Source organism: Nostoc paludosum FACHB-159 (genome assembly GCF_014698835.1).
GTDB lineage: Bacteria > Cyanobacteriota > Cyanobacteriia > Cyanobacteriales > Nostocaceae > Nostoc > Nostoc paludosum.
This window is the reverse complement of the sequence record NZ_JACJTU010000057.1, coordinates 1-23,819: the sequence shown is the minus strand read 5'-3', so window position 1 is coordinate 23,819 and position 23,819 is coordinate 1. Positions and strand designations below refer to the sequence as shown.

Annotated in this window: 21 protein-coding genes, 1 other RNA gene and 1 pseudogene; 19 read left to right on the top strand and 4 right to left on the bottom strand. The window is 41.6% G+C overall.

What is annotated here, in order from left to right; translation table 11 throughout:
• Nucleotides 1-7: 7 nt before the first annotated feature.
• From ffs to H6H03_RS33040, 5 genes are all read left to right on the top strand, one after another.
• Nucleotides 8-104, top strand: an RNA gene (gene ffs, locus H6H03_RS33060) — signal recognition particle sRNA small type.
• A 25-nt stretch (nucleotides 105-129) separates the two neighbouring features.
• Nucleotides 130-513 carry a phasin family protein gene (locus H6H03_RS33055; protein ID WP_190959259.1) on the top strand — a complete coding sequence of 128 codons (384 nt, stop codon included), beginning with the start codon at nucleotides 130-132 and terminating at the stop codon, nucleotides 511-513.
• 159 nt (nucleotides 514-672) lie between these two features.
• Entirely contained in the window at nucleotides 673-1,074 is a 402-nt protein-coding gene (locus H6H03_RS33050; RefSeq protein ID WP_190959258.1) for a hypothetical protein, read from the top strand.
• Nucleotides 1,075-1,151: 77 nt separating this feature from the next.
• Nucleotides 1,152-1,571, top strand: coding sequence for a preQ(1) synthase (queF, locus tag H6H03_RS33045; protein ID WP_190959257.1), 420 nt, complete (start codon nucleotides 1,152-1,154; stop codon nucleotides 1,569-1,571).
• A gap of 216 nt (nucleotides 1,572-1,787) precedes the next feature.
• On the top strand, nucleotides 1,788-2,036 hold the full coding sequence (locus H6H03_RS33040) for a hypothetical protein (RefSeq protein ID WP_190959256.1): 249 nt from the start codon (nucleotides 1,788-1,790) through the stop codon (nucleotides 2,034-2,036).
• A 199-nt stretch (nucleotides 2,037-2,235) separates the two neighbouring features.
• Here the strand turns inward: H6H03_RS33040 and H6H03_RS33035 are convergent, their stop codons facing one another.
• On the bottom strand, nucleotides 2,236-2,946 hold the full coding sequence (locus H6H03_RS33035; protein WP_190959255.1) for a GDYXXLXY domain-containing protein: 711 nt from the start codon (nucleotides 2,944-2,946) through the stop codon (nucleotides 2,236-2,238).
• Between the two features lie 209 nt (nucleotides 2,947-3,155).
• A complete protein-coding gene (locus H6H03_RS33030) occupies nucleotides 3,156-4,577 on the bottom strand; it encodes a DUF2157 domain-containing protein (protein WP_190959254.1) in 1,422 nt (473 codons plus the stop codon).
• A 222-nt stretch (nucleotides 4,578-4,799) separates the two neighbouring features.
• On the opposite strand from H6H03_RS33030, the gene H6H03_RS33025 reads away from it, so the two are divergent.
• Entirely contained in the window at nucleotides 4,800-5,759 is a 960-nt protein-coding gene (locus H6H03_RS33025; protein ID WP_190959253.1) for an RsmB/NOP family class I SAM-dependent RNA methyltransferase, read from the top strand.
• Between the two features lie 205 nt (nucleotides 5,760-5,964).
• The gene (locus tag H6H03_RS33020; protein WP_190959252.1) at nucleotides 5,965-11,448 is read left to right on the top strand and encodes a trifunctional serine/threonine-protein kinase/ATP-binding protein/sensor histidine kinase; all 5,484 of its coding nucleotides are present in this window, start codon (nucleotides 5,965-5,967) and stop codon (nucleotides 11,446-11,448) included.
• Between the two features lie 149 nt (nucleotides 11,449-11,597).
• Here the strand turns inward: H6H03_RS33020 and H6H03_RS33015 are convergent, their stop codons facing one another.
• On the bottom strand, nucleotides 11,598-12,353 hold the full coding sequence (locus tag H6H03_RS33015) for a DeoR/GlpR family DNA-binding transcription regulator (RefSeq protein WP_190959251.1): 756 nt from the start codon (nucleotides 12,351-12,353) through the stop codon (nucleotides 11,598-11,600).
• 274 nt (nucleotides 12,354-12,627) lie between these two features.
• Here H6H03_RS33015 and H6H03_RS33010 point away from each other — a divergent pair, with 274 nt between their 5' ends.
• The 5 genes from H6H03_RS33010 (at nucleotide 12,628) to hetL (ending at nucleotide 17,791) form a co-directional block, all read left to right on the top strand.
• Nucleotides 12,628-14,541 (top strand): transketolase C-terminal domain-containing protein, encoded by a 1,914-nt coding sequence (locus H6H03_RS33010; RefSeq protein WP_190959250.1) that lies wholly within the window; start codon nucleotides 12,628-12,630, stop codon nucleotides 14,539-14,541.
• A gap of 127 nt (nucleotides 14,542-14,668) precedes the next feature.
• Nucleotides 14,669-15,094 (top strand): hypothetical protein, encoded by a 426-nt coding sequence (locus H6H03_RS33005; RefSeq protein ID WP_190959249.1) that lies wholly within the window; start codon nucleotides 14,669-14,671, stop codon nucleotides 15,092-15,094.
• A gap of 243 nt (nucleotides 15,095-15,337) precedes the next feature.
• Nucleotides 15,338-15,700, top strand: coding sequence for an ArsR/SmtB family transcription factor (locus H6H03_RS33000; RefSeq protein WP_190959248.1), 363 nt, complete (start codon nucleotides 15,338-15,340; stop codon nucleotides 15,698-15,700).
• A gap of 223 nt (nucleotides 15,701-15,923) precedes the next feature.
• On the top strand, nucleotides 15,924-17,063 hold the full coding sequence (locus H6H03_RS32995) for an NAD(P)H-dependent flavin oxidoreductase (RefSeq protein ID WP_190959247.1): 1,140 nt from the start codon (nucleotides 15,924-15,926) through the stop codon (nucleotides 17,061-17,063).
• A 14-nt stretch (nucleotides 17,064-17,077) separates the two neighbouring features.
• A complete protein-coding gene (gene hetL, locus H6H03_RS32990; RefSeq protein WP_190959246.1) occupies nucleotides 17,078-17,791 on the top strand; it encodes a heterocyst differentiation pentapeptide repeat protein HetL in 714 nt (237 codons plus the stop codon).
• A 296-nt stretch (nucleotides 17,792-18,087) separates the two neighbouring features.
• On the opposite strand, the gene acsF is transcribed toward hetL, so the two are convergent.
• Nucleotides 18,088-19,164, bottom strand: coding sequence for a magnesium-protoporphyrin IX monomethyl ester (oxidative) cyclase (gene acsF / locus H6H03_RS32985; RefSeq protein WP_190959245.1), 1,077 nt, complete (start codon nucleotides 19,162-19,164; stop codon nucleotides 18,088-18,090).
• Between the two features lie 311 nt (nucleotides 19,165-19,475).
• Here acsF and H6H03_RS32980 point away from each other — a divergent pair.
• The 7 genes and pseudogenes from H6H03_RS32980 to cobJ form a co-directional block, all read left to right on the top strand.
• Nucleotides 19,476-19,751, top strand: a pseudogene (locus tag H6H03_RS32980) (coproporphyrinogen III oxidase); the annotation flags it as partial.
• A 29-nt stretch (nucleotides 19,752-19,780) separates the two neighbouring features.
• Entirely contained in the window at nucleotides 19,781-20,101 is a 321-nt protein-coding gene (locus H6H03_RS32975; RefSeq protein ID WP_390842913.1) for a biliverdin-producing heme oxygenase, read from the top strand.
• Nucleotides 20,085-20,333: a hypothetical protein gene (locus H6H03_RS40770; protein ID WP_242057886.1), complete on the top strand. Its 249-nt coding sequence runs from the start codon at nucleotides 20,085-20,087 to the stop codon at nucleotides 20,331-20,333. The genes H6H03_RS32975 and H6H03_RS40770 overlap by 17 nt, the downstream gene beginning before the upstream one ends.
• A gap of 11 nt (nucleotides 20,334-20,344) precedes the next feature.
• The gene (locus H6H03_RS40765; RefSeq protein WP_242057887.1) at nucleotides 20,345-20,524 is read left to right on the top strand and encodes a hypothetical protein; all 180 of its coding nucleotides are present in this window, start codon (nucleotides 20,345-20,347) and stop codon (nucleotides 20,522-20,524) included.
• An 84-nt stretch (nucleotides 20,525-20,608) separates the two neighbouring features.
• Nucleotides 20,609-20,737, top strand: coding sequence for a hypothetical protein (locus tag H6H03_RS41590; RefSeq protein ID WP_277926159.1), 129 nt, complete (start codon nucleotides 20,609-20,611; stop codon nucleotides 20,735-20,737).
• Between the two features lie 454 nt (nucleotides 20,738-21,191).
• Nucleotides 21,192-21,581 (top strand): hypothetical protein, encoded by a 390-nt coding sequence (locus tag H6H03_RS32965; RefSeq protein WP_190959244.1) that lies wholly within the window; start codon nucleotides 21,192-21,194, stop codon nucleotides 21,579-21,581.
• A 143-nt stretch (nucleotides 21,582-21,724) separates the two neighbouring features.
• Entirely contained in the window at nucleotides 21,725-23,455 is a 1,731-nt protein-coding gene (gene cobJ, locus H6H03_RS32960) for a precorrin-3B C(17)-methyltransferase (RefSeq protein ID WP_190959243.1), read from the top strand.
• The last annotated feature ends 364 nt before the right edge of the window (nucleotides 23,456-23,819 follow it).

The window sequence follows — 23,819 nt, the reverse complement described above, 5'->3', positions numbered from 1 at the left end:
TTTATAAGACCTGGATCTATGCGACTGCAACACCCAAACCTTGTCAGAACCGGAAGGTAGCAGCAACACGGGAGGCTTGTGGTAGGCGTAGTCTCCGGGTCGCCCTATTTTTAGGAGCGTTCAGGAGAAATGCCTGGTTTTGGAGATATTGTTCAAAAAGCTTTTTACCTTGGTGTAGGACTAGCTTCTTACGCTGGCGAAAAAGCAGGGGGAAAATTAGCCGAACTGCGATCGCAAGTCCAAAAACTGGCAGACGAAATGGTGGCCAAGGGCGAAATGTCCACAGAAGAAGCGCGCCGCTTTGTCGAAGATATGATGAAGCAAGCCCAACAACCGCAAGCATCTGGTGAAAACCCTGAAAAAACACCTCCTTCAGAACCTCGCCGCATCGAAATTTTAGAGGAAGATGAAGAACCAACGGTGAAAGAGGCATCAACTGACAACAACGTAGATGAATTACGCCAACAAGTGCTAGAACTGCAAGATGAGTTAAAACGATTGCAACGCGATTAGTAAAAAGCATTGTTTTAGTTCTAAATTTAGTAATAACTGGCAGTTTGACATAGCGCTATATATATAAAATTGATATGATACATTGCCTAATGTGTACTTTAGTACATCAAATTAGACACCACCAACGTCCTGTTTATAGCCTGTAAAGGCGTCAAGTTTATGGAACAGTGGCAAAAAGATTTAATAGAAATAGTAGAAACAGTAGCAGATGAAGTAGAGCGTTTCTTCCTGGGAATGGGTGAAATGGTAGACGCCTTTTTTGAGTTAACGGAAGAAATTACTGAGCAAGTACACAGTAACATTATCACTGAAGTCGATCAGTATTTACAAGATTTAGCTGAACCGATGATGGAAGCTTACTGGGACTTGGAAGATGTTGTGGCAGATATAGATCCAGGTTTTCCGTATTCAGTGGAACCCACAGCCGAAAAAAATCCAGCTTGCATCGGTTGTACTCACTACCACGGTCAAGTTTATGGTGGTAACTTGTTAGTTTGTGCCATGCATCCCCACGGTTATGAAGATGAAAGTTGTCCAGACTGGGAGAAGGAGGAGTGTTGAGTGGAGACTGGGGACTGAAACAGACGCGGGGACGCTCTGACGTGGGGAAAAATTAATGATTAATGACTAAGTAACAAATGACAACTAACAATTTACCTGAAAGTGCATCTGGGCTAAGCGAAGAAATGAAGTATGGCGAGCGTAATATAGCAGAAGGCGAACTAATTACCTTTCCTAATCCGCGGGTTGGAAGGCGATATGACATTAGCATTAGTTTGCCGGAATTTACTTGCAAATGCCCATTTTCCGGGTATCCTGATTTTGCGACTATTTATATTACCTATGTGCCTGACGAACGAGTAGTAGAGTTGAAGGCACTCAAACTTTATATTAATAGTTACCGCGATCGCTATATTTCTCACGAAGAATCTGCTAACCAAATTTTGGATGATTTTGTCGCAGCTTGTAACCCCTTAGAGGTCACTGTAAAAGCAGATTTTAGCCCTCGTGGCAATGTTCATACTGTAGTTGAAGTACGTCACCAAAAGAATCATTAATTATTGGGTATGGGGCATAGGGCATTGGGCACTTGTACTGAGCGCAGCCGTTGGCGCAGCCTCTCGTAGAGAAGTATTGGGCATTAGTTTTAGACTAATGACTAATGACTATTGTACAGACGGGATTAATCGCGTCTCTACTAATGACATTAACAGCCAAGATGTGTAAAGTAGTTGAAGATCAGTTAGCAAATCTCATCTTTAACGCATCCATCTATGGATAGAAAAAGTAGAAAAACCCAACGCCTTTTGCTGCTAGTTGTTTCTTGTAGTATAACTGGCGTAATTTTAGGAGGTACTGCCAGTTGGGCAGAAAGCAATCTGTGTTTGCAAGATAACAAGGTTACAAGTGATTGCGTAACCCAAGATCCAATCGAAAAAACTATCCAAGGAATGAGTACAGGATTGTTAGCTGGGGCTGGAGCAGCTTTTGGTGCAGCATGGCAGTTACGCCATGAAGACTAATACCAATTCAAATAATGTTTGCGATACATCAATTATTTGTCAGGGCACAACAATGTTGTGCCCCTATCCATCTGTCGCATTCTTTTTTTAAATTGGTATAAGTAATTACAGAAAGAGAAGTCTGAGCCAAGGCTTCCTTGGCTCAGAACTTCGGTGATAAATCTTGCGATTGGACATCCAAGTTTATTCGCGTAAGAACTTAAAAGCGATAGTTGCGATCGCGTACCCACATACTAATTGGTAGTGCGTTTCCCTGAGGATCGACTTTCGCCTTCACCACGATGGGTGGTACTTGTCCTCTCCTGGCGCGTTGGGCTTGCAAGTCGTTTCTAATCTGCTGCCGTTGGTTTTCTGGGATGTAATATGTTTCTAAGCCGTAGTTGACGGAACCATCTTGATAGACACCTCTTAAGGCAACTTGATTAGCTCTTAGGGAAGTGGGGCGATCGCTGCTGACTCGTAACGGTCTCCAAGCTGTAGGGACACCACGACCAGAAGATACTTGCTCTTGTAAAGTCACGTAGATGTTGGTTCCCTCAGGCAATCTTCTGCCACTTCCACGCCCTTTGCTAACTATAGTCTGCCAACCAGGCAGTCTGCTCAAATTAGCAGTCCGGGAGATGTTATAGTCTAACTCTAGAGCGTTTCCTTGGAGAACATTATTAGGATTTACAGGCGCGGTTTGCAAAATCACCGTCTTGCCTGTCATATCTGTATAAAGCGCTTGGGCTGGTACTGCCATAATTAACGCTGTTTGCACCGCCAATGGTGCTATTAACCGCCAAACTGGTAAAGGCTTATTCGATTTTTGTTCAGTAGCAATCAAGTAATCCCGAAAAGTCACTGTCTTGGAAAATTCAGCTTCGGGAGACAAGGATTTATTTTTAGATTCAGAAGAATTACTGGTCATGAGCGTAGTCCTAAAAAGCAGGGGGTATTGAGGAGGACAAAATTAACGAGATTAGGACTGACGCAGAGAAATTTTAACAATTTTAGATTTTAGATTTTGGACTTCGACTTCGCTCAGTCGAACGATTTTGGATTGAAGAAAAAATCTCAAATCTAAAGTTCCAAATTTTTACTGAATTCTGAATTCTGAATTCTGAATTCTTTCTTCCACTACTTCTGACTTGTAGACTTAGATGTACCTGTTTGGCGACGTTCAAACCAAAGTCCAGCACTAATTAAAGCTGAACCGCACAAAACAAAGACCAGAGACTTAAATAGTAAGTCGGTATCATACTCTTGTACCCGACTGATAACTTGGAGTGTGAATAACAGCATACCGCCCCAAAAGGAACTTCTGTTGTTTAATTTCAATCCTTCTTGAATTAGTCCCCAGGCTAATGTTGCTAGAAGTACATTGAAAATAAAAATCCCAAGTTCATCAATTCGGCTAATAGTTTGATGCCAAAAAGGTGCTAAGGCAATAAACACAAGAAAAGTAGTAATGACAGCAGTCGTAAAAATCACTTCGCGACGGGGAGGATTATTCCTTTGACGCAACAGAAACAACCATTGCAACACCGCTAAGCCGCTGAGAATCCCTAAATCAATTATCGGCAGAGACTCGAACAAATTTGTCAAAGTCGTTGGCTGATTAGAGCTATAATCTGGAGAATCCCAGACCCAACGAAAAGACAGGACATAGAAGACCACACCAAAGCTTACCAACGCTAAATTACGAGCCAGGGATTGAAACAATCTGTAATTTATGGTTGGAAACAGCAGATCGTCATAACTCCAGAATAATGCAGGTGGGAGTGCAAAAGCAAAAGAAGCCACCCAAGGGGCTATATCAGCATAATTTAGCAGTGGGAGAGGATTGAGGTTAGCTTGCAAGGAACTAGCAAACACAAAGGCTGCTAGGACGAAAATCCAACGCGATCGACAGAAGTAAGCCAAGGGTACAAATACCAGCCATGCCAACAGAGGCATATGCTGTACCACTAGTCGCGACCAAGTTACTTCACTTGAAGAGTACCACAAATCTTCTAGCCCCGTCCAATAGCCAATTTCCACAAGGATAATTGACAGAATTCCTAAAGAATTTAAGAACAGACTATAGGCTAGAACTGCAACACCAAACCCCCAAGCGAGAAACAATTGGGAAATTGAACCGCTAATATTGAACATCTGGGCCATCAGCAGTAGATTTGCGCCTAAAATGAAAGCACTTAAAATTAGCAAGCACTCTCCCAGTAAGCGTTTGCTTTGTTGTGGCTTCTTGGCTTCACGTTGTCTCCAAGTGTAAAAACCAGTTATGGCTGTGGCAAAAAACAAACTCATCAGCAGAATAAACTTGACTTCTCGCGAGCCTGACTGCCAGTTTGCTGCTACAAAGGTAATTATGCCTAAGCATAAGAGTATGCTGCCTATAGCAACCACTATTGCAACAAAGCGATCGCGTGCAGCAGCCTCCAGGTTTTTAAATTGGTAACGTTCTGCTATTTGTTCATACTGCGAAGAACTAATTATTCCTTCATCCCTCCATAATTGTGCTTCTTTGCGTAATTTTTGCGGAAAATTATCTAAAAACATGACCTTCTCCGGTGCAGTGGGGTAGCTTGGCCATTGCATTCCCAATGGCGGTCATTATATTTTGAGTATGAAGCCAAAAGCCTTAATTACACTGTTCTTGTGTAACAGTTTTAGTTGTATTCTGATACAGCCAAATTAGTAAGAATTCAGAATTCAGGAATCAGAATTCAGAAGTCAGAATTCAGAAGCCAGAATTTTAACGGCAATTATTTATATATCTACATGGAAAAACCTTCTAATTTATTACTTAAACTCTCGCGGCGTTTGTTTACAAATCTAGATGAACAAGAAAAATTTATTGAGGCGTTAATAAATCCTCAACTGTTTACATCTAGCATTGTTTGGTGTCATGAAAAACCAGAAAATTCACCTTTTGCTGTGGAAAAACCTATTAATTGGCAACCACAATTTATAGACCGTTTACAGTTGGGAGAAAAACCCGGTCAACATTCACTGCATGAAAAAGGATATTTTTATTGTTTGGATTTTTCTTCAGTGTTTGCAGCTTCTACTTTGTTAACGATTCCTCAGCCAGTAGATTTAATTTTTGATATGTGTGCTGCACCGGGAGGAAAAAGTATCTTTGCTTGGAAAGTTTTGCAACCTGATTTACTCATTAGTAATGAAGTGATTGGCAAACGTCTAGGAATGCTAATTTCTAATTTAAAGCGTTGCAATATCAGTCCTAGTGCTGTAGTTAATAGAGATTCGAGTATATTTGCCGAAATGATTCCAGCTTCTAGTAACTTGGTAATAGTTGATGCTCCTTGTACCGGACAATCACTACTTGCTAAAGGCGAAAAAGCACCTGGTTGTTTTCATCCAACTGCTATTAATAAAAGTGCAAATCGACAAAAACGCATTATAGCTAATTCTGCTAAATTGGTTGCACCACAAGGATATCTTGCTTATATGACTTGCACCTATTCACCAGAAGAAAATGAGCAAGTTTGTGAGTGGCTTTTGGAAAGGTTTCCTCATTTCCAAGCAATGGAAATTAGCCATTTAGCTAAATATCAATCTCATTTAACTACGATGCCTTGTTATAGGATGTTTCCTCAAGATAGGTTAGGTGCAGGTGCATTTACAATACTGTTTAAAAATACTAATGAAAATGAAGATCGGGAAATTAATTTAGATGCTATTTCTTCGCTATATATCTACCACAATATCAAAAAATAAACCCAATCACTGATGTGACAGCGATCGCCGAAGTCGCAAATGTAGTGTCAGAACTCTAATTAATTTGGCAATATCAGTAGTTTTAGCCTTAATTATGGTATCAGCAATAGTGATGAACTCAGTGTAATCTCTATTGGCTACTTTTATACCACACAAGGTAATACTGACTCATAGAATATTAAAATTTGGTATGGAGTCAGTTGCAATGAACGCAGTATTAGATTTTACCTTTTCAATTCCCGGATATAATCTGGTCGAGCAACTGTATTGTGGTTCTAGAACAATAGTATACCGGGGGATACGAGAGTTAGATGGCCAACCAGTAGTTATCAAACTCCTGAAACGAGAGTATCCCACTTTCAATGAACTATTGCAGTTTCGCAATCAATACAGCATCGCCAACAATTTAGAAATTCCGGGAATTGTGCGTTTCTTGTGCTTGGAACCATACCGCAATAGTTACGCCCTAGTAATGGAGGACTTTGGTGGCGTTTCCTTAAAACTATATGCTCAAGACCAATTACTTTCGATAACTGAAATTTTGGAAATTGCTCTACAACTAGCAGATATTCTTCACGGTCTGTACTGTCATCGTGTCATTCACAAAGACATCAAACCTGCCAATATTCTGATTCATCCCCACACAAAACAAGTGAAGGTGATAGATTTTAGTATTGCTTCCCTGCTACCCAAAGAAACCACTGAAATCAAAAGTATTAATGGGTTAGAAGGAACATTAAGCTATCTATCACCAGAACAAACAGGAAGAATGAACCGGGGTATCGACTACCGCAGCGACTTCTACTCTTTGGGTGTCACTCTTTATGAACTCCTAACTGGGGAACTTCCTTTTGAATCTAACGAACCAATGGAATTGGTGCATTGTCATATTGCAAAACTGCCAAATCAATTAGGAGAAAAAAGGGAAGAAATTCCTGAAGTTTTGTCAGATATTGTGATGAAATTGATGGCAAAAAATCCAGAAGACCGCTATCAAAGTGCCCTGGGGCTAAAATTTGATTTAGAAAATTGCTTAGTGCAATTACAGCAAACAGGAAAGATCGATCATTTCATTATTGGTCAAAGGGACTTGTGCGATCGCTTTATCATTCCGGAAAAATTATATGGCAGAGAAAACGAAGTCGAACAACTACTAGCAGCCTTTGAACGAGTCACTAACCCCCCTATCTCCCCCCTTAGCAAGGGGGGAGATAGGGGGGTAGAACTAATGTTAGTTGCGGGTTTTTCTGGAATTGGTAAAACTGCCGTTGTTAACGAAGTTCACAAACCAATTGTCAGAAAACAGGGATATTTCATTAAAGGTAAATTTGACCAATTTAATCGCAGTATTCCCCTATCTGCCTTCGTGCAAGCGTTTCGGAATTTAGTCGAGCAAATTTTAACACAAAGCGATGCTCAAATTGCACAATGGAAAGATAAAATCCTTGGCGAACTAGGTGAAAACGCACAGGTAATCATAGAAGTTATTCCCGCATTAGAAATAATTATAGGTAAACAAGCAGGGATACCAGAGCTATCAGGAACTGCCGCCCAAAACAGATTTAATTTAATATTGACAAAATTTATTCAAATATTTGCCAGCCAAGAACATCCGCTAGTAATCTTCTTGGATGATTTGCAGTGGGCAGATGCGACTTCATTGAAATTTTTGCAATTATTAATGAATCAAACAAGTTTGGGATATTTATTATTAATTGGAGCTTATAGGGATAATGAGGTATCGCTAGCACATCCTTTAATTTTGGTATTGGATGAAGTTCGCAAAGCTGGTGCAAAAATTAACGCAATTACCTTGCAACCGCTAAGTCATTTGAAATTAAATCATTTAGTTGCTGATACCCTTGCGTGTCTAGAAGAGGTGGCATTTCCACTATCACAACTGGTATATCAAAAAACTAAAGGTAACCCGTTTTTTAGTACGCAGTTCCTCAAAGCATTACACCAAGAAGGGTTGATTGAGTTCAGCTTAGAGTCAGGCTGTTGGCAATGTGACATCGCGCAGATAAATCAGCAAGCTCTCACAGAAGATGTGGTGGAATTCATGACATGGCAATTACAAAAGTTACCTGAATCTACTCAATTTGTGTTGCAGTTAGCTGCTTGTATTGGAAATAAGTTTGATTTAAAAACATTAGCGATCATTTGTCAATTATCAGAGGTAGAAACCGCTGCTGCTTTGTGGAAGCCATTACAAGAAGGTTTAATTTTACCCCAAAGTGAGGTTTATAAATTTTATCAAGAGTCAGAATCCAGAATTGAGGATTCACAAGAGCAAAGAAATTCTCCTGATTTTTCGCTCCTAAGTTCTGATTCCTGTTGTTATAAATTTTTGCACGATCGCGTCCAACAAGCTGCCTATTCTTTAATTCCAGATGACCAAAAACAAGCAACGCACCTAAAAATTGGGCAACTGTTACTCCAAAATACAAAAGCAGCAGAACAAGAACAAAACTTGTTTGAAATTGTCAATCAACTCAACATTGGTAAATCTCTAATTCTCGAACGTTCGCAGCAAATACAACTCGCCAAACTCAATCTCAAAGCAGGACAAAAAGCCAGAATCGCAACAGCCTACACCGCAGCTTTGGAGTATTCCACCACAGGGATTTGTTTGTTGAACCTTGGTGAAGAGGATTCTTGCTGGCAAACACAATATGATCTCACCTTACCACTGTATGAACTAGCAACAGAAACCGCCTACCTCAGTGGTAATTTTCAACAGATGGAGCAATTTGCAGATATTGTTCTACAACAAGCTAAGACTGCGATCGACAAAATGAAAGTTTATGCTGTTAAAATCCAAGCTGAAATGGCCCAAGCAAAAAAGCTGCAAGCGGTTAAAATTGGGTTAGAAGCTTTGGAATTAGTAGGAGCCAGTATACCCGAATCGCCTGATTCCTCAGATACTCAACAAGCAATTACTGAAACTACAAATAATCTAAATGGCAAGAATATCGAAGATTTGATTAACTTGCCTTTGATGACAGATATTGAAAAACTAGCAGCTGCAAGGATATTAAACAGTATTGGTACTGCTACCTATCAAGCTGCGCCCGAAATTTTTCCTTTGGTGATTTGCAAACTCGTGAACTTATCAATCAATTATGGCAATTCGCTTTTCTCCAGCTATGGTTACGCTTGTTACAGTATTCTCTTAAATGAAAAATTTCAAGATATTGACTTAGCTTATCAATCCAGCAAATTAGCTTTAAAGTTAGCAGAAAATTTCAATATTCCAGACATGAAAGCATCTGCATTTATGGTGGCTGGATGTTCGACAATTTTTGGCAAAGCTCATTTGAGAGAAACATTGCCAATTTTGTGGGAGAGCTATCAAAGTGCAGTAGAAAGTGGCAACTTAGAATTTGTTGGTTATGCTGCCTTAACGAAATACCAAAATTCATATTTAGTCGGGAATGAGTTAAGTGTATTGCAAGAAGAAATAGCAACTATAAGTGATGTCTTGACTCAACTCAAGCAAGAAAATATCTTATATATACTAGGCATTTATCAACAGTCAGTTCTGAATTTGTTAAATCCCTCTGGGGAACCATCCAGTTTTCGGGGTGAAATCTGCGATGAAAAAACTTGTTTACAACTGTTGAATCATGCTAGCGATCGCACTGCGCTTTTTCAGTTTTATTTTAACAAAATGATTCTTTGTTATGTGTTTTGCGAATACCAAAACGCCTGTCAAAATGCATTGCTAGCCCAAGCGTATTTAGATGCAATACAAGGAACTATCTTCGTCCTAGTATTCAATTTTTATGATTCTTTGGCACACTTAGCAATCTATTCATCAGTGCCATCAGAACAAGAATCTATCTTAAATCGAGTGGCAAACAATCAGCAAAAGATTCAGCTATGGGCAAGCCACGCACCAATGAATTTTTTGCACAAGTTTTATCTAGTGGAGGCAGAACGAGAGCGAGTACAAGGTAATAAAGCCAAAGCTATAGAATTCTACGATCGCGCCATCAAAGAAGCTCACGAAAATGATTATATCCAAGAAGAAGCGATCGCTAACGAACTGGCTGCTAAATTTTACCTGGACTGGGGCAAAGAGCGCATCGCTCAAGATTATTTAATTGCAGCCTACTATGGCTATGCCCATTGGGGTGCAAAAGCTAAAGTTGCCGACTTAGAACAACACTATCCCCAATTGTTAACAACAATTTTGCAACAGTCTGCTAGAGGATACACGCCGAATGAAACTGTCTATGCAAATGAAAGCCGATTTATCTCTCAAACCTCCTCATCCGGAAACAGTGGTAGTGTATCCACAGCTCTAGACTTGAGTGCCATCCTCAAAGCCTCTCAAAAGCTATCGAGCGAAATTCAACTCGACAAGCTACTGTCAGCACTGCTAGAAATTGTTACCGCAACCGCAGGCGCAGATAAATGTGTGTTGATGTTGCTCAATCAAAATCAACTTAGTATTGAGGGAGTGGCTCAAGTTGGGCAACCTGCGGTGGTTTTGCAGTCCATACTGCTGTCAGAAAGTAAGGATGTGCCTGTGAGTCTAGTTAACACAGTCAAACGCAGCTTAAAAACGACTGCGATCGTCAATACAATGGAGCATCCATTGTTGTTAACCGAGGCTTACATTTTACGCCAACAACCCAAGAGTCTGCTGTGTACGCCAATTTTGCATCAAGGCAAACTCCTTGGCGTGCTGTATCTAGAAAACAACTTAACAACTGGAGCATTTACCCATGAGCGCGTCGAACTGCTGAATCTACTTTGCACTCAAGCCGCCATCTCTTTGGAAAATGCCAAACTCTATCAACAAGCACAACAAGCAATCCAAGATTTACAACAAGCACAGTTACAAATCGTGCAAAGTGAGAAAATGTCTGCACTGGGTAACTTGGTTGCTGGGGTAGCTCATGAAATGAATAATCCTCTCGGTTTTATTGCTGCCAGTCTTAAACAAGCTAAACCCACTCTTGCTGATATTGTTGAACATTTAAAACTATATCAAGAAAATCTACCCAATCCAGCGGATAAAATTATAGATCATGCCGAAGAAATTGACTTGGATTATAGTTTGGCAGACTTACCCAAGATGATTGATTCCATGACTATCGCCTGCGATCGCTTGAAAAATATCAGTACTAGTTTAAGAACTTTCTCCCGTGCAGATCGAGATTACAAAGTACGTTTCAATATTCATGAGGGTCTAGATAGCACAATTTTAATTTTAAAACATCGTCTGAAGGGAAATGAACAACGTCCAGCAATTGAAGTTACCATAAACTATGGCAATTTACCACAAGTTGAATGTTTTCCGGGTCAATTAAATCAAGTATTTATGAATATCTTGGCTAATGCCATTGATGCATTAGAAGAAGCAAACCACGGACGCAGCTTTGAGGAAATTAAAGCCAATCCTAACCAAATTACAATTACAACTTCAGTAGTAGATAAAAATGTGAAAATTGCCATTGCTGATAATGGTCAAGGGATGAGTGAGTCAGTCAAAGAAAAAATATTTGACCATTTATTTACTACTAAAGGTGTTGGCAAAGGTACAGGTTTAGGTCTGGCGATCGCCCATCAGATTGTCGTAGAAAAACATGGCGGCACTTTGGATGTGAATTCTACACCAGGTGAGGGGACTGAATTTACCATTTTCATACCGATTCACGAGCAAACTAAGAGTTAACTCAATACTGCTGGGGTTTTACATTTTGAACTCGGAATTTGGTTTGGGGAAAAGGGTAAAGGGTAAAGGTTTTTTCTTTCCCCTTTTCCCCAAAACCCGACAAGTATTGAGAGTTAACCCCTGTTTTCTCTGCATCTAACTTGTGTTATTTATTCACGAACGATGGTTAAACCTAAAGCTTTGTAAGAAGTTAGCATCCGATCGGATACAGTTGGTGCAGTTACAAGGTAAGTAACTGCATGAATCGATTCCACAACATAAGGAGCAGCAGTATCTAACTTTTCCTCTGTGGCTAATGCAACTACCTCAGCGGCTCCAGCAATCATAGCTCGTTTGACATGTGCTTCGTCCAAGTTCTGTACGCTAATTCCAAATTCTGGATGTAGACTACACACACCCAACATGCACAAATCTGCACGAATCATCCGTAATGCCTCAACTGTAGTAGCCCCAACATTTACCAAAGCTTTTTTGTAGAGTTGTCCGCCTAACATTACAACTTCTATATGGGGATGTTCTGCTAAGGCAACAGCAATGGGAGGGCTATTTGTGACAATTGTCGCTTGCAAATCTAAAGGCAAATGACGGGCTACTTGAAGAGTTGTAGTGCCTCCATTTAAAATTACCACCTGTCCAGTAGAAACCAATTTGGCAGCTGCACGGGCGATCGCTTCTTTTTCTTTGGGAGCCTGTTTTTGGCGATCGGCATAAGAAGCGATCGCTGGCGAAATCAAAAGTGCCCCCCCATGAACCCGCTGCAATAAACCGGATTCCGCTAATTCCCGCAAATCCCGGCGAATCGTATCCTCAGAAACCTTTAAAACCGCACTCAATTCCGATGACAGCACCTTTTTGTCACGCCGCAGAATCTCTAAGATAAATTGTCGTCGCTCCGCAGTTAGCATAATTGATTTTCCGGAAATTGCATATTTTATCTTGAAATTGCACGTTTGTGAGTTTATACTCATAGGTATGCAGGTTAGTGCATGTTTCCCCCGAATTTTAAATAAATTCAAGCGCATTCGTGCAAGCGAGATTTAACAATCTTAGCTGCATTTTCAATGACTTTTCATAGCCTGCTTTGTTGAGCAAAAGCGATCGGATTGCTATTGCCTGAATTTCTTTTTTTTTGCAAGTTTCCAAATGCCATTGTCCTTTGTTAATTCCCAGGAATAAATTATGACTGTTACTAACGTTCAATTTCCCATTGATTTGAGTGCTTATAAGCCAGTGGTTCTCGATGTGGCAAATCCAACTCTTACCTTGGAGCAACGAGAAAACCTAAAAGCAAATATTCAACTGTGCCGTGATGCGATCGTCTTTTTCACAGCCACCGGAGCTGCTAGAGGGGTGGGCGGCCATACTGGGGGGCCTTATGACACAGTACCAGAGGCGATCGTACTTGATGCCTTGTTTAATTCAGTACCCGATAAGTTTGTGCCGATTTTCTTTGATGAGGCTGGACATCGAGTCGCAACTCAGTATCTAATGGCAGCTTTACACGGACACTTACCAAGCGAGCAACTCCTACACTATCGCCAAGCACACTCGCGCTTACCAGGACACCCGGAATTAGGGCTAACTCCCGGCGTCAAGTTTAGTTCTGGACGACTAGGACACATGTGGCCTTACGTCAATGGTGTGGCAATGGCAAATCCAGGTAAAGTGGTTTTCTGCCTTGGTTCCGATGGTTCCCAGCAAGAAGGCAACGACGCTGAAGCCGCACGCTTGGCTGTCGCTCAACATCTTAACGTCAAACTCATCATTGATGATAACGATGTGACCATCGCCGGACATCCTTCAAAATATCTGTTTGGTTACAGCGTTGCCAAAACCTTACAAGGACATGGATTGAGGATACTCGAAGGAAATGGGGAAGACATAGACGACCTATACCATCGTATTTACGAGGCTGTAAATACTCCAGGGCCAATTGCGATCGTCAATAAACGCCCCATGTGCCCTGGTATTGCAGGGTTAGAAGGTTCTACTCACGGTCATGATGTGATTTCTGTAGAGTTAGCAATTCAATATCTCGAATCACGGGGACAAACTGCTGCTGTCGAATACATCAAGAGTATTCAAAAACCGAAACAAACCTACACTTTTCTTGGCTCCAGTAATAAATGGGATGCTAATCGCAACGTGTTCGGTGATGCGATGGTTGCTGTCTTAAGTCGCCTCAGTGAAGTAGAGCGCAAGGAAAATGTCAGAGTCATCGATAGCGATCTTGAAGGTTCGTGTGGCCTGAAGAAAATTCACGATGCATACCCAGAAATTTTTATCTCGTCTGGCATTATGGAGCGCGGTAACTTTTCTGCTGCTGCTGGATTTGGAATGGAATCAGGAAAACAAGGTATTTTTGCAACCTTTAGCGCTTTCTTAGAAATGTGTATTTCAGAGATTACAATGGCGCGGTTGAACTACTCGAATGTACTTTGTCACTTTTCTCATGCAGGTATCGATGATATGGCAGATAACACCTGCCACTTCGGTTTAAATAATATGTTCGCTGACAATGGTTTGGATGATGGCTATCAAACACGTCTTTATTTTCCATCTGATGCTAATCAGATGAAAGCCTGTGTAGAATCAGCGTTCTTTGAGCCTGGGCTGCGGTTTATTTTCTCCACCCGTTCTAAAGTACCATTAATTCTCGACAATAATGGTCATGAGTTTTTTGGTAGTGACTATAAATTTGTTCCTGGTAAAGATGAAGTAATTCGAGAAGGAACGCAAGGCTACATTGTTAGCTTTGGTGATGCTTTATATCGTGCCCTCGATGCAGTTGAGCGCCTCAAACAAGAAGGTTTAGATATAGGTTTAATCAACAAACCAACTTTAAACGTTATTGACGAAGAAATGATGGCAAAAATTGGTAATGCTCCCTTTGTACTTGTGGTCGAGTCCTTTAATCGTCGAACTGGATTAGGCAGCCGTTTTGGTAGTTGGTTATTAGAGCGTGGCTTGACTCCCAAATACGCTTATCTTGGCACTCATAAAGAAGGCTGTGGCGGTTTGTGGGAGCAATTTCCACATCAAGGAATTGACCCAGTGAGTATTATCAAGAAGGTGAAGGATTTAGTGAAATAATTTGCGATCGCCAAAAGTCAGAGATACCCGACTTCTTTAAAAATTCGGGTATCTTGCCTCTCACGAATTCCTTAGAATTGTTATATCATGATTAATAATTAAAATATCTTAATACCTATAAATTTTAATGATAGAAACTGTACTATTAAAACTTTCTCAAGCACCCACCCCTGAACAAAAATTTCTCGATTTGAAAAATCAATTAGAAAAATTTGGGTTTCAGGTAATAATTCAGCTACCGCCTAAACGGGGTGCCTATGGATTATTACAGGAAGCTAGCAAAAAAATTTGGATTAATCCAGTAGTATTTGACCTACAAATTGGTACTCAAACCATAATTCACGAAGCTGTTCATGCCGCACAAGTATGTGCGGGGAAAGGGAAAATAAAAACTTTAGGTTTAGATATTCAGCCTATCAATTATGCGCGACCGTTTTTTATGCACTATAGCGATATCCACAGGCAAGATTTAGAAAGAGAAGCTTATGCAGTACAAACTCAACCTAATAGTTTTGAACTGGCTACATCTCTTCTTCAAAAACACTGTAAATAATCTACGAGCAAAAATTAGTATAAATACTTATTTAACTGCCGATGCAGCGACCAAATTACAATTCTGGTTGATCTCCATTAGAGTTGGTGGAGGGCGATCGCACTAACAGGTATTTCGTGAAATGGTATGAAAGGCGATGGGATTTAGCCTTAGCCGTTGAGGGTTTTATTAAATTTAATTAGCAATTAGCTATATTACTAATAAACTATTAAATAACTATTGTGCTGACCATTAAATTATCCTATGCCAAAAACTAAGCCACCCAAGGCCGATCCAGTTGTTCTCGTGGCGGTTGCTGACTACTTCAAGGTTTTATCAGAAGCAAGTCGCTTACAAATTTTGACCTGTTTGAAGTCAGGTGCAATGAATGTGATGGAAATTGCCGAGGCTACTGCCTTAGGGCAGGCAAATCTATCTAAGCATTTAAAAGTTTTAACTCAGGCAGGAATTTTATCTCGTCAGCCTAAAGGCACCAGTGCCTATTACGAGATTGTCGATCCGATGATTTTTGAGCTTTGTGAGCTAGCGTGCGATCGCATTAGCGAACGCGTCCAACAGCAGGCCGAAAGCCTAAAAACTCTCCGGGGCAAAACAGCAATTTTTTGAACGAGAAAACACCCTCATTTTGAGGGTGGTAGTAGGGTTATGAGCCATTGAGCCAAAAGCTAGCTAATTACAGGAGCTACAAGGGCGATCGGTTGAGGGTCGCCAGAGGCCAAATCTAATTTCTTTAGTTAAAAGCTCCTAAAACTCCATCTCAACCAACAATTAACACTGAGGTGCTAAAATTACTCAACAGTTATTTAGTTAAACAAGGAACAAGATTTTAATGGCCTCTATCTTACATCCCCTGCGGATTGGCAAACACATTGCCCAGTATCCCATTATTCAAGGTGCAATGGCAGTAGGGGTATCTGGTGCGAAGCTTGCTGGAGCGGTTGCCAAAGCAGGTGGAGTAGGTACGATCGCTTCACTGGGGCTGGGGTTGCATTCTCCTTACTTTCACCAACGCAAACGCGGGAGCTTTTTTGAAGCTAATCGACTTGCTTTGATAGATGAACTCACCAAAGCCCGCAGCATTAGCCCGGATGGAGCGATCGCGGTAAATATTCTTGTTGCTACTAAAGATTATTCTGTGTTGGCTCAGATAGCAGCAGCCCAAGGAGCAAATCTGATTATCACTGGAGCAGGACTGCCTCTAACTTTACCACAGTACACCGCAGACTATCCCGATGTGGCATTGGTGCCGAGCGTATCTAACTTTTTTTCAGCCCAGCTAATCTGCCAAACTTGGCAACGTCAATATAATCGGCTACCCGATGCCTTGATTGTGGAAAATTGTCAGCGAGTCGGAGGGCATTTCAGCCAGTGCGAAGATGCGAACTCTTCAGGATTTTCCATAGAGTCTGTGATTTCTCAGTTGCGGGAGTATTTCGAGCAATACCTGGGCGTCAAGATGCCGCTGATTGTTAGTGGGGGAATTAGCGATCGCACCGACATCGATCGCATATTGGAAATTGGGGCAGATGGCGTCCAAATCGGTACTCGCTTCATTACCACAGAAGAATGCGATGCCGATGAACGTTATAAAGATTATCATCTCCAAGCCTCTGCCGCAGATATTGTGACTGTGCCCAGTCCTGTAGGCAAACCCAGTCGTGCTTTACGTAATTTCTTTGCAGAACAGGCAATTACTGACTCATCAACAAAACTGGAACGGCGATGTATTGCCAATTGTTTAGAAACGTGCTTGTGTCGAGACACTGGTAAAACTTATTGTCTTCTGCAAGCCCTGTCTAAAGCTGCTCTTGGGGACGTAGAACATGGTCTAATTTTTTCTGGAGCCAATGTTAGGTACACTGAAAGAATCATGTCCGTCACAGAACTGATGGCAGAGTTAACCCAACCTCACAAGCCAATGGTGTCAAACGTTGTTGTCCAGAGGAAAAACCCGCTTCAGGTAAATTAAAGGTTGTAATAATTATGGACGTGGATGAAATTCTCAAACGCTATACTGCTGGAGAACGAAGCTTTCAGGGAGTAAATCTCCAAGAAGCAGAGTTAACCAATGCCAATCTCAGAGGTGCAGATTTTAGCAATGCCGATTTACGTCAGACACGGCTGGGTAAAACTAACTTCAACCAAGCATGTCTGCGGGAAGCAAACCTGAGTGAAGCGATCCTCTGGGGAATAGACTTAAGTGAAGCCGATTTGTATGGCGCCATTCTGCGTGAGGCTGATTTGACTGGTGCAAAGCTGGTTCAGACATGCCTAGACAAAGCCAACTTAATCAAAGCTAGTTTAGGCGGTGCGAATTTGAATCGTGCAAAGCTCTCTGGTTGTCTGTTAATTCAAGCAGACTTTCGTCCTAGTTCCAATCAACGGACAGATTTAGGATACGCGGTTTTGACTGGGGCAGACTTGAGCTACGCTGACTTGAGAGCGGTTTCACTGCATCACGCCAACTTAGATGGAGCAAAGTTGTGTCGGGCAAATTTGAGCCACACAACATTGTGGGGAGATTTGGCAACAGATCTCAGTCAAGCGAGTTTGCAAAAAGCAGACTTGAGCTATGCAGATCTCAATGGTGCAATTCTGCGAAAGGCTAATCTGCAAGGAGCAGACTTAACAGGAGCCATTCTCACTGATGTTGATTTCCAAGGTGCGATTATGCCTGATGGTACAGTTCACGATTGAGAATGAGCGATCGCAAAGCTGACGCATACCCCTAAGGCGGAACCTGTAGGGTAGACACAAAGAAACTTCCAAGTAAAAAATATTCCATTGTTATTGTTGACAGTTGACTGTTAACTGTCAACGAACAAGAACTTTAAGGGGAATAATTTATTTTTTGGAGTTTCCTATAATGATATCAGGTTCGTCTAATTAGTTACGATAAAAACTTTGCAGACTTCTTTGCGTCTTTGCGTCTTTGCGTGAGATTTAATCATAACTATTTTGCCGAACATGATATGAGCGATCGCCTCAAAAATCTAACGTACCGTTTCCCGCAAAGCCTCAGCATTAATGGGTTTGATCAGGTAAAGTAACAGCAGATTCCAAACAATTGCTGCAATCAAGGGTAGTTTGCGAATCAGCTTCACCAATTTTGGTGTAGAACTGCGCTCAATCTCTGCAATTTTCAAGTTGTAGTCCGAGCATTTTTGCAGACGCGGGAAAAATTGGGGATGTTCGGTATCCAACATTACAGGAAAAGCCCGTCCCGCAGTTTCGTTAGTCTTGCGAACTACTTGGCGATCGAATTCCGTTGCTTCGAGTCCGAGAGAATCGTAAAAACTAGCCCGTTCGTGAACTGTTAGTGTGTGGGTGGCAAATACTGATAACAGGAAAAAGCGACTCCACAGTCTAGCTTTCCAGGTTTTCCACAGTTGTGGTTGAGAACGTAAAAGTGCTTTGAATATATCCCCATGACGGTTTTCGTCCTGACACCAACTTTCAAATTTACGGAAGATAGGATAAAACTGGTTTTCTGGATGCTTTTGTAAATGTCGGTAAATAATAATGTAACGCCAGTAACCGATTTTTTCTGATAGGTAGACTGTATAAATCACCCACTCAAGGGGAAAAAACGTATAAGTGCGAGTTTTCGTCACAGTCCCTAAGTCGAGGGAAACTTTGAAGTCTCCCATTGCTTTGTTGAGAAATCCAGCGTGGCGGGCTTCATCACGCGCCATTAACTGAAATATTTCTGCCAAAAGCGGATTGCGGGCTTTAAGTTTTCGGGATAGTTCTTTAAACAGCAAAAACCCAGAAAACTCTGAAATACACGAGCGTTCTAGATATTCAATAAAGGCGCGGCGTGATTCTCCGTCAATATGTTCCCACGACTGCTCAAACGCCTCATCCCGAACGAAATGGTGACGGTTGTAGTCTGCTCGCATTTCTTCTAGCATCGCTGTTAACTCAGTTTCTTGAGCAGACAAATCCAGATTGGCAGCGGTTTCAAAGTCTGTGGTGTAAAACCGGGGAGTAAGTATAGTTTCTTGGCTTGGCTCTTTGATTCCGGCTTTTGGTTGCTTGGGGGCAGACTGAGGTAGGGTATTAACCATGATTGCGCTGTTTTTCTACTATTGATTTCTATAACTATAAAGTTATGCTACATATAGTTTTTTGACTAGACCCACAATAGAAATTTCTAAATTTCTTCAGCAAAGTTCACATTTATCAGCTACAAATCATGTGTTACGGGGAAAAGCTAAAAAAACCAGTTTATTAAGTTTTGAAAAATTTTCAATTTTATTAGTTTAATAACTATACAGTGATTTAGTAAATTATCCTTAAAGATGAAGAGGTATCGATTATGGGCCGTCATTGTGAGAATCAAGCACAATTACTTACACCTTTAGACAATACACTTCCTGTGGAACGGCGACAGCACACAGAGTATAGCGATCGCCAGCGCCAATTTCAACTATATCGTCGGGGTCGTTACGCAGAGTTTAATCTGGTCTATGACAGAGGAACAGTTTTTGGTCTGCAAACCCAGGGACGGGCAGAATCTATTCTCATGTCTCTACCACCTCTAGCACGGTGGGAATATTGCTACGAGCCACAACCAGGTACACCAGAAGCAAGACTCAGCGAAATGTTTCTCCAACCTCACGATTGGTTGAATGGGACTTTTGCCCAAAAATAACAACATTTTTCAGCAATGAGCTATTAATTATGAGCAGTCATTTAGATATTCGTTTGCGAGAAGGGACTAAACATTCCCATACAATGGCAGAAAACACCGCCTTTATGAAATGCTTTCTCAAAGGGGTAGTAGAAAAGAGCTTTTTTCGTAAGTTGTTGGCGGATCTCTACTTTGTGTACAGCGTTTTGGAAGAAGAACTACAGCGCTATCAGCATCATCCGATAGTTGAGATGATGTACTTTCCCGAACTACATCGTCAGGCAAATTTAGAGAAAGATTTAGCTTTTTATTACGGTGAAGACTGGCGATCGCAAATTATTCCTTCCCCCGGAGGTGACAAGTTTTATTGATGGCGATCGCACCGTTGGGCAAATGTATTGGGGCGGAGGTACTCCCAATTATTTATCCCTCAGTCAAGTTGAGATGCTGTGGAATACCCTTTGTAATCATTTCCAGTTTGATGAAAATGCAGAAATCTCCATTGAAGTGAATCCGCGATCGCTCAACGTAACGGACAACTGCACCGCAACTTTCAAGGATACACCACTAAACCAGAGTCTGATTTATTTGGATTTGGTATAAGCTCGATTAGTATGCTGCATGATGTATACGTGCAGAATCATAAATCTTTGAAAAATTATTTTCGGGCGATAGATAGTGGCGAATTGCCAATTGAAAGGGCAGTCATACTCGATAGCGATGACATCATTCGCCGCACAGTGATTATGGAATTGATGTGTCAGTTTCAACTATCACCAGATGAGATTCAATAAAAATATCATCTAAGCTTTGATTGTGATTTTGCAAAATATTTTTCCCAAGAATAATTTGAACTGCGACAGTTAGAAACCGACGGCTTGATTAAATTTTCTCCCAATTATATCGAAGTTACGCCTGCTGGACGATTACTCATCCGCAATATCGCTGCTGTATTCGATCGCTATCTTCGCCATCGGGCATTTAGTGGCTTTTCCAGGGCAATTTAAAGTTGTAGAGGGCATTGGGAATCAGAAGACAAGGGGAAAGTTTTTCTGTTTGCGTCTTCTATTCTCAATACCATAAAAGTAGATAAACTTATATCAATTGAAAATTAAGAAAGCTAAATTTTATCTGGATTTATAGGCTTGGATCTATAACATTTTTTTAAATTGGTATTATCTTCAAAGCCAGCCAGGTATAAATACTGCTTTAATTATGGATTCTGAATTCGGAACTCTACTATATTTTCTGAAAATTAGTAATAAAGAAGGTGCGATCGCCGTGTTTAATCAATGAACCATTTCAGATACACAGGCCGCAAAGAGACGAGAAATATAAAACATTATGCATCAATTTTTTATTTAGAAATCTATCAGTAGTTATTTAACGAATTATGACAATATTATCTTGAGAAACTTGGAATAAGCGATACACTAAGAAAAATTCCTTGAGGAAACGTTAATGGCACGGGCAAACGGGGTTAAAAGTGAAACTTCTGCACAGGAATTACCTACAATTTCAGACAAAGATACTCTAACAAGTGAAGAAGAACTTGAGTCAGTGGAGGGTGGCCAGGATATTGATGATATATTGAATTCCCTAAAAACCTTACTCAGTTCTGTAGAAAAGCTCCAAAAAGTCCGCCAAGAAGTGGGGGACATCAAACCCTTGATTGGGCGGATGCTCGATGGAGAACTGGTTACTGGTGAAGAACTTGAACAACTTAAAACAGGCGTGAGCAGTCTTTTTCGCCTTGTTCGCGCTCATAGTGACCATCAAGCAGCCTTGGCTAAAGCCCAACCTGCAAGAGACTTACTAGATCGGGTACTCAAAGAGCGTAAAGCTAATTGATATTGGGCATTGGGCATTGAGCATGGGGCATGGGGCGTTGAAAGTTATTTTCCTTGTCCCCCTTGTCTCCTTCATCGTTTAAATATTTAGCCAGCTATGAATTTAAAGTACTAATTGAAGAATTCGTAATCTGTAATTTATTGATGATGAACGTTGCACCCGCCATTATAGTATTAGGTCAAAATAGCGTGGCAGTAGCACGCAAAATAATCAGCGTTCTACCAGGCTCGACATTATATGGTTTAGAGGGTCGCACGTCTGGGGTTGATGTCAGCTTCACGAATTTTGGTGAGACGCTAAGAGAGTTATTTGGTCAGGGAACGCCAGTGATTGGCATTTGTGCTGCTGGTATTTTGATTAGGACGCTAGCTCCGATCCTCTGTGACAAACGACAGGAACCACCAGTGTTAGCTGTGGCTGAAGATGGTAGCGCTGTTGTCCCCCTTTTGGGTGGACTTGGTGGGGTAAATGATTTGGCACGCCGCATTGCCCAAGCTCTTGATGTCAAACCTGCAATTACTACTACGGGGGATTTACGTTTGGGCACAGCGCTGTTGTCTCCTCCCCCCGGATACCATTTAGCAAACCCAGACGATGCCAAAAAATTTATCTCAGATTTGCTTGCTGGGGCACAAGTCAAGCTAGAAGGCACAGCACCTTGGTTGAGCGATAGCAAACTGCCCATTAATGCAAATGGAGATTTGACAATTCAGGTTACAGAACGTCTGGTGACTCCTGCGCTCAACTGCCTTGTCTACCATCCTGCAACTATAGCGATCGCCATTGATGCCACTGTTAATTATACAGACCAAACACTAGCTCTAATACATCAACTATTAGCTGATGCCGCACTCACACCTGCATCAATCGCGGGCATATTTGCACCCATCACCACCGCTGCCGATCCCGCGATACACGCGGTAGCTAAAGCCTTGAAAGTGCCTGTTCGGTTTTTCACCTCAAATCAGCTAGAAAATCTGCTTTCACAAGGTTATAGTCCCGCAGAAGCCGTAGTAATCGCCGCCACAGGGGCATCTCCTATATCTTCCTCTGCTCACATTGCGATCGCCATTGCCCAGCAGCCCATCGACCCCAACACCATTGGTCAGGCACGCGGACGGTTAGCGATTATTGGCACAGGCCCCGGTGGTCAAGAGTGGATGTCTGGGGAAGTGAAGGAAATACTCAAGTCGGCAACTGATTTGGTAGGTTACAAAACTTACTTAGATTTAATCGGTTCTCTTGGTGATGGCAAGCAACGTCATGAATCCGACAACCGCCAAGAAGAATCACGGGCAAAGATGGCGCTGGATTTAGCTGCATCTGGGCGATATGTAGCCGTGGTTTCATCTGGCGATCCTGGTATCTATGCAATGGCAACAGCGGTTTTTGAAGTATGCGATCGCTATGCTAAACCGGAATGGGAAAGCATCGACATTCATGTGGCACCAGGCATCTCAGCGATGCAGGCCGCTGCTGCCGCCATTGGTGCGCCTCTTGGGCATGACTTCTGTGCAATTTCCCTTTCTGACATCTTAAAGCCTTGGTCAGCGATCGCCCAACGAATTGCCGCTGCTGCCGAAGCTGATTTCGTAATTGCTTTCTACAACCCTGTTTCCAAAGACCGTACTTGGCAACTGGCAGAAGCAAGAAATATTTTGTTGCAACACCGAACACCGGATACACCAGTAGTCTTAGGACGGAATCTCGGCAGACCAGGACAGACTGTAAAGGTGATAACACTTGAGGAATTAGCACCAGCTACCGCCGATATGCGGACTGTTATTCTTGTAGGTTCCACAAAAACCCGAATTATCAAGCGCAGGGATGGTAATGTTTGGGTTTATACACCACGTCGTTATACCGAAGAATAATAAGCTGCCAAAAGCATTTTGTGTTGACTGTTGACTGTTAACCGTCAGCGGTCAACAGCATGAGCAATCGTGCAATTTAAAAGCGTAATAGCTTATCAGGTTCGGATGAATATTTGTAGTTAGGTCTGATATTATGTCCGGTTGATTAGTTATGATTAAATCTCACGCAAAGGCGCAAAGGCGCAAAGAAGTCTGCAAAGTTTTTATCGTAAGTAATTAGACGAACCTGATATGATTCTTGGGAAAAAGCTAAGGACCTTAGTGGTGCAGAAAAGTCCTGAAGAGTTGATATATGGGGGATATCACAGTGAGACAAGAGTGACAGAATGGGGGACGACATGGGATGCTCAAGTTTCCACACAAA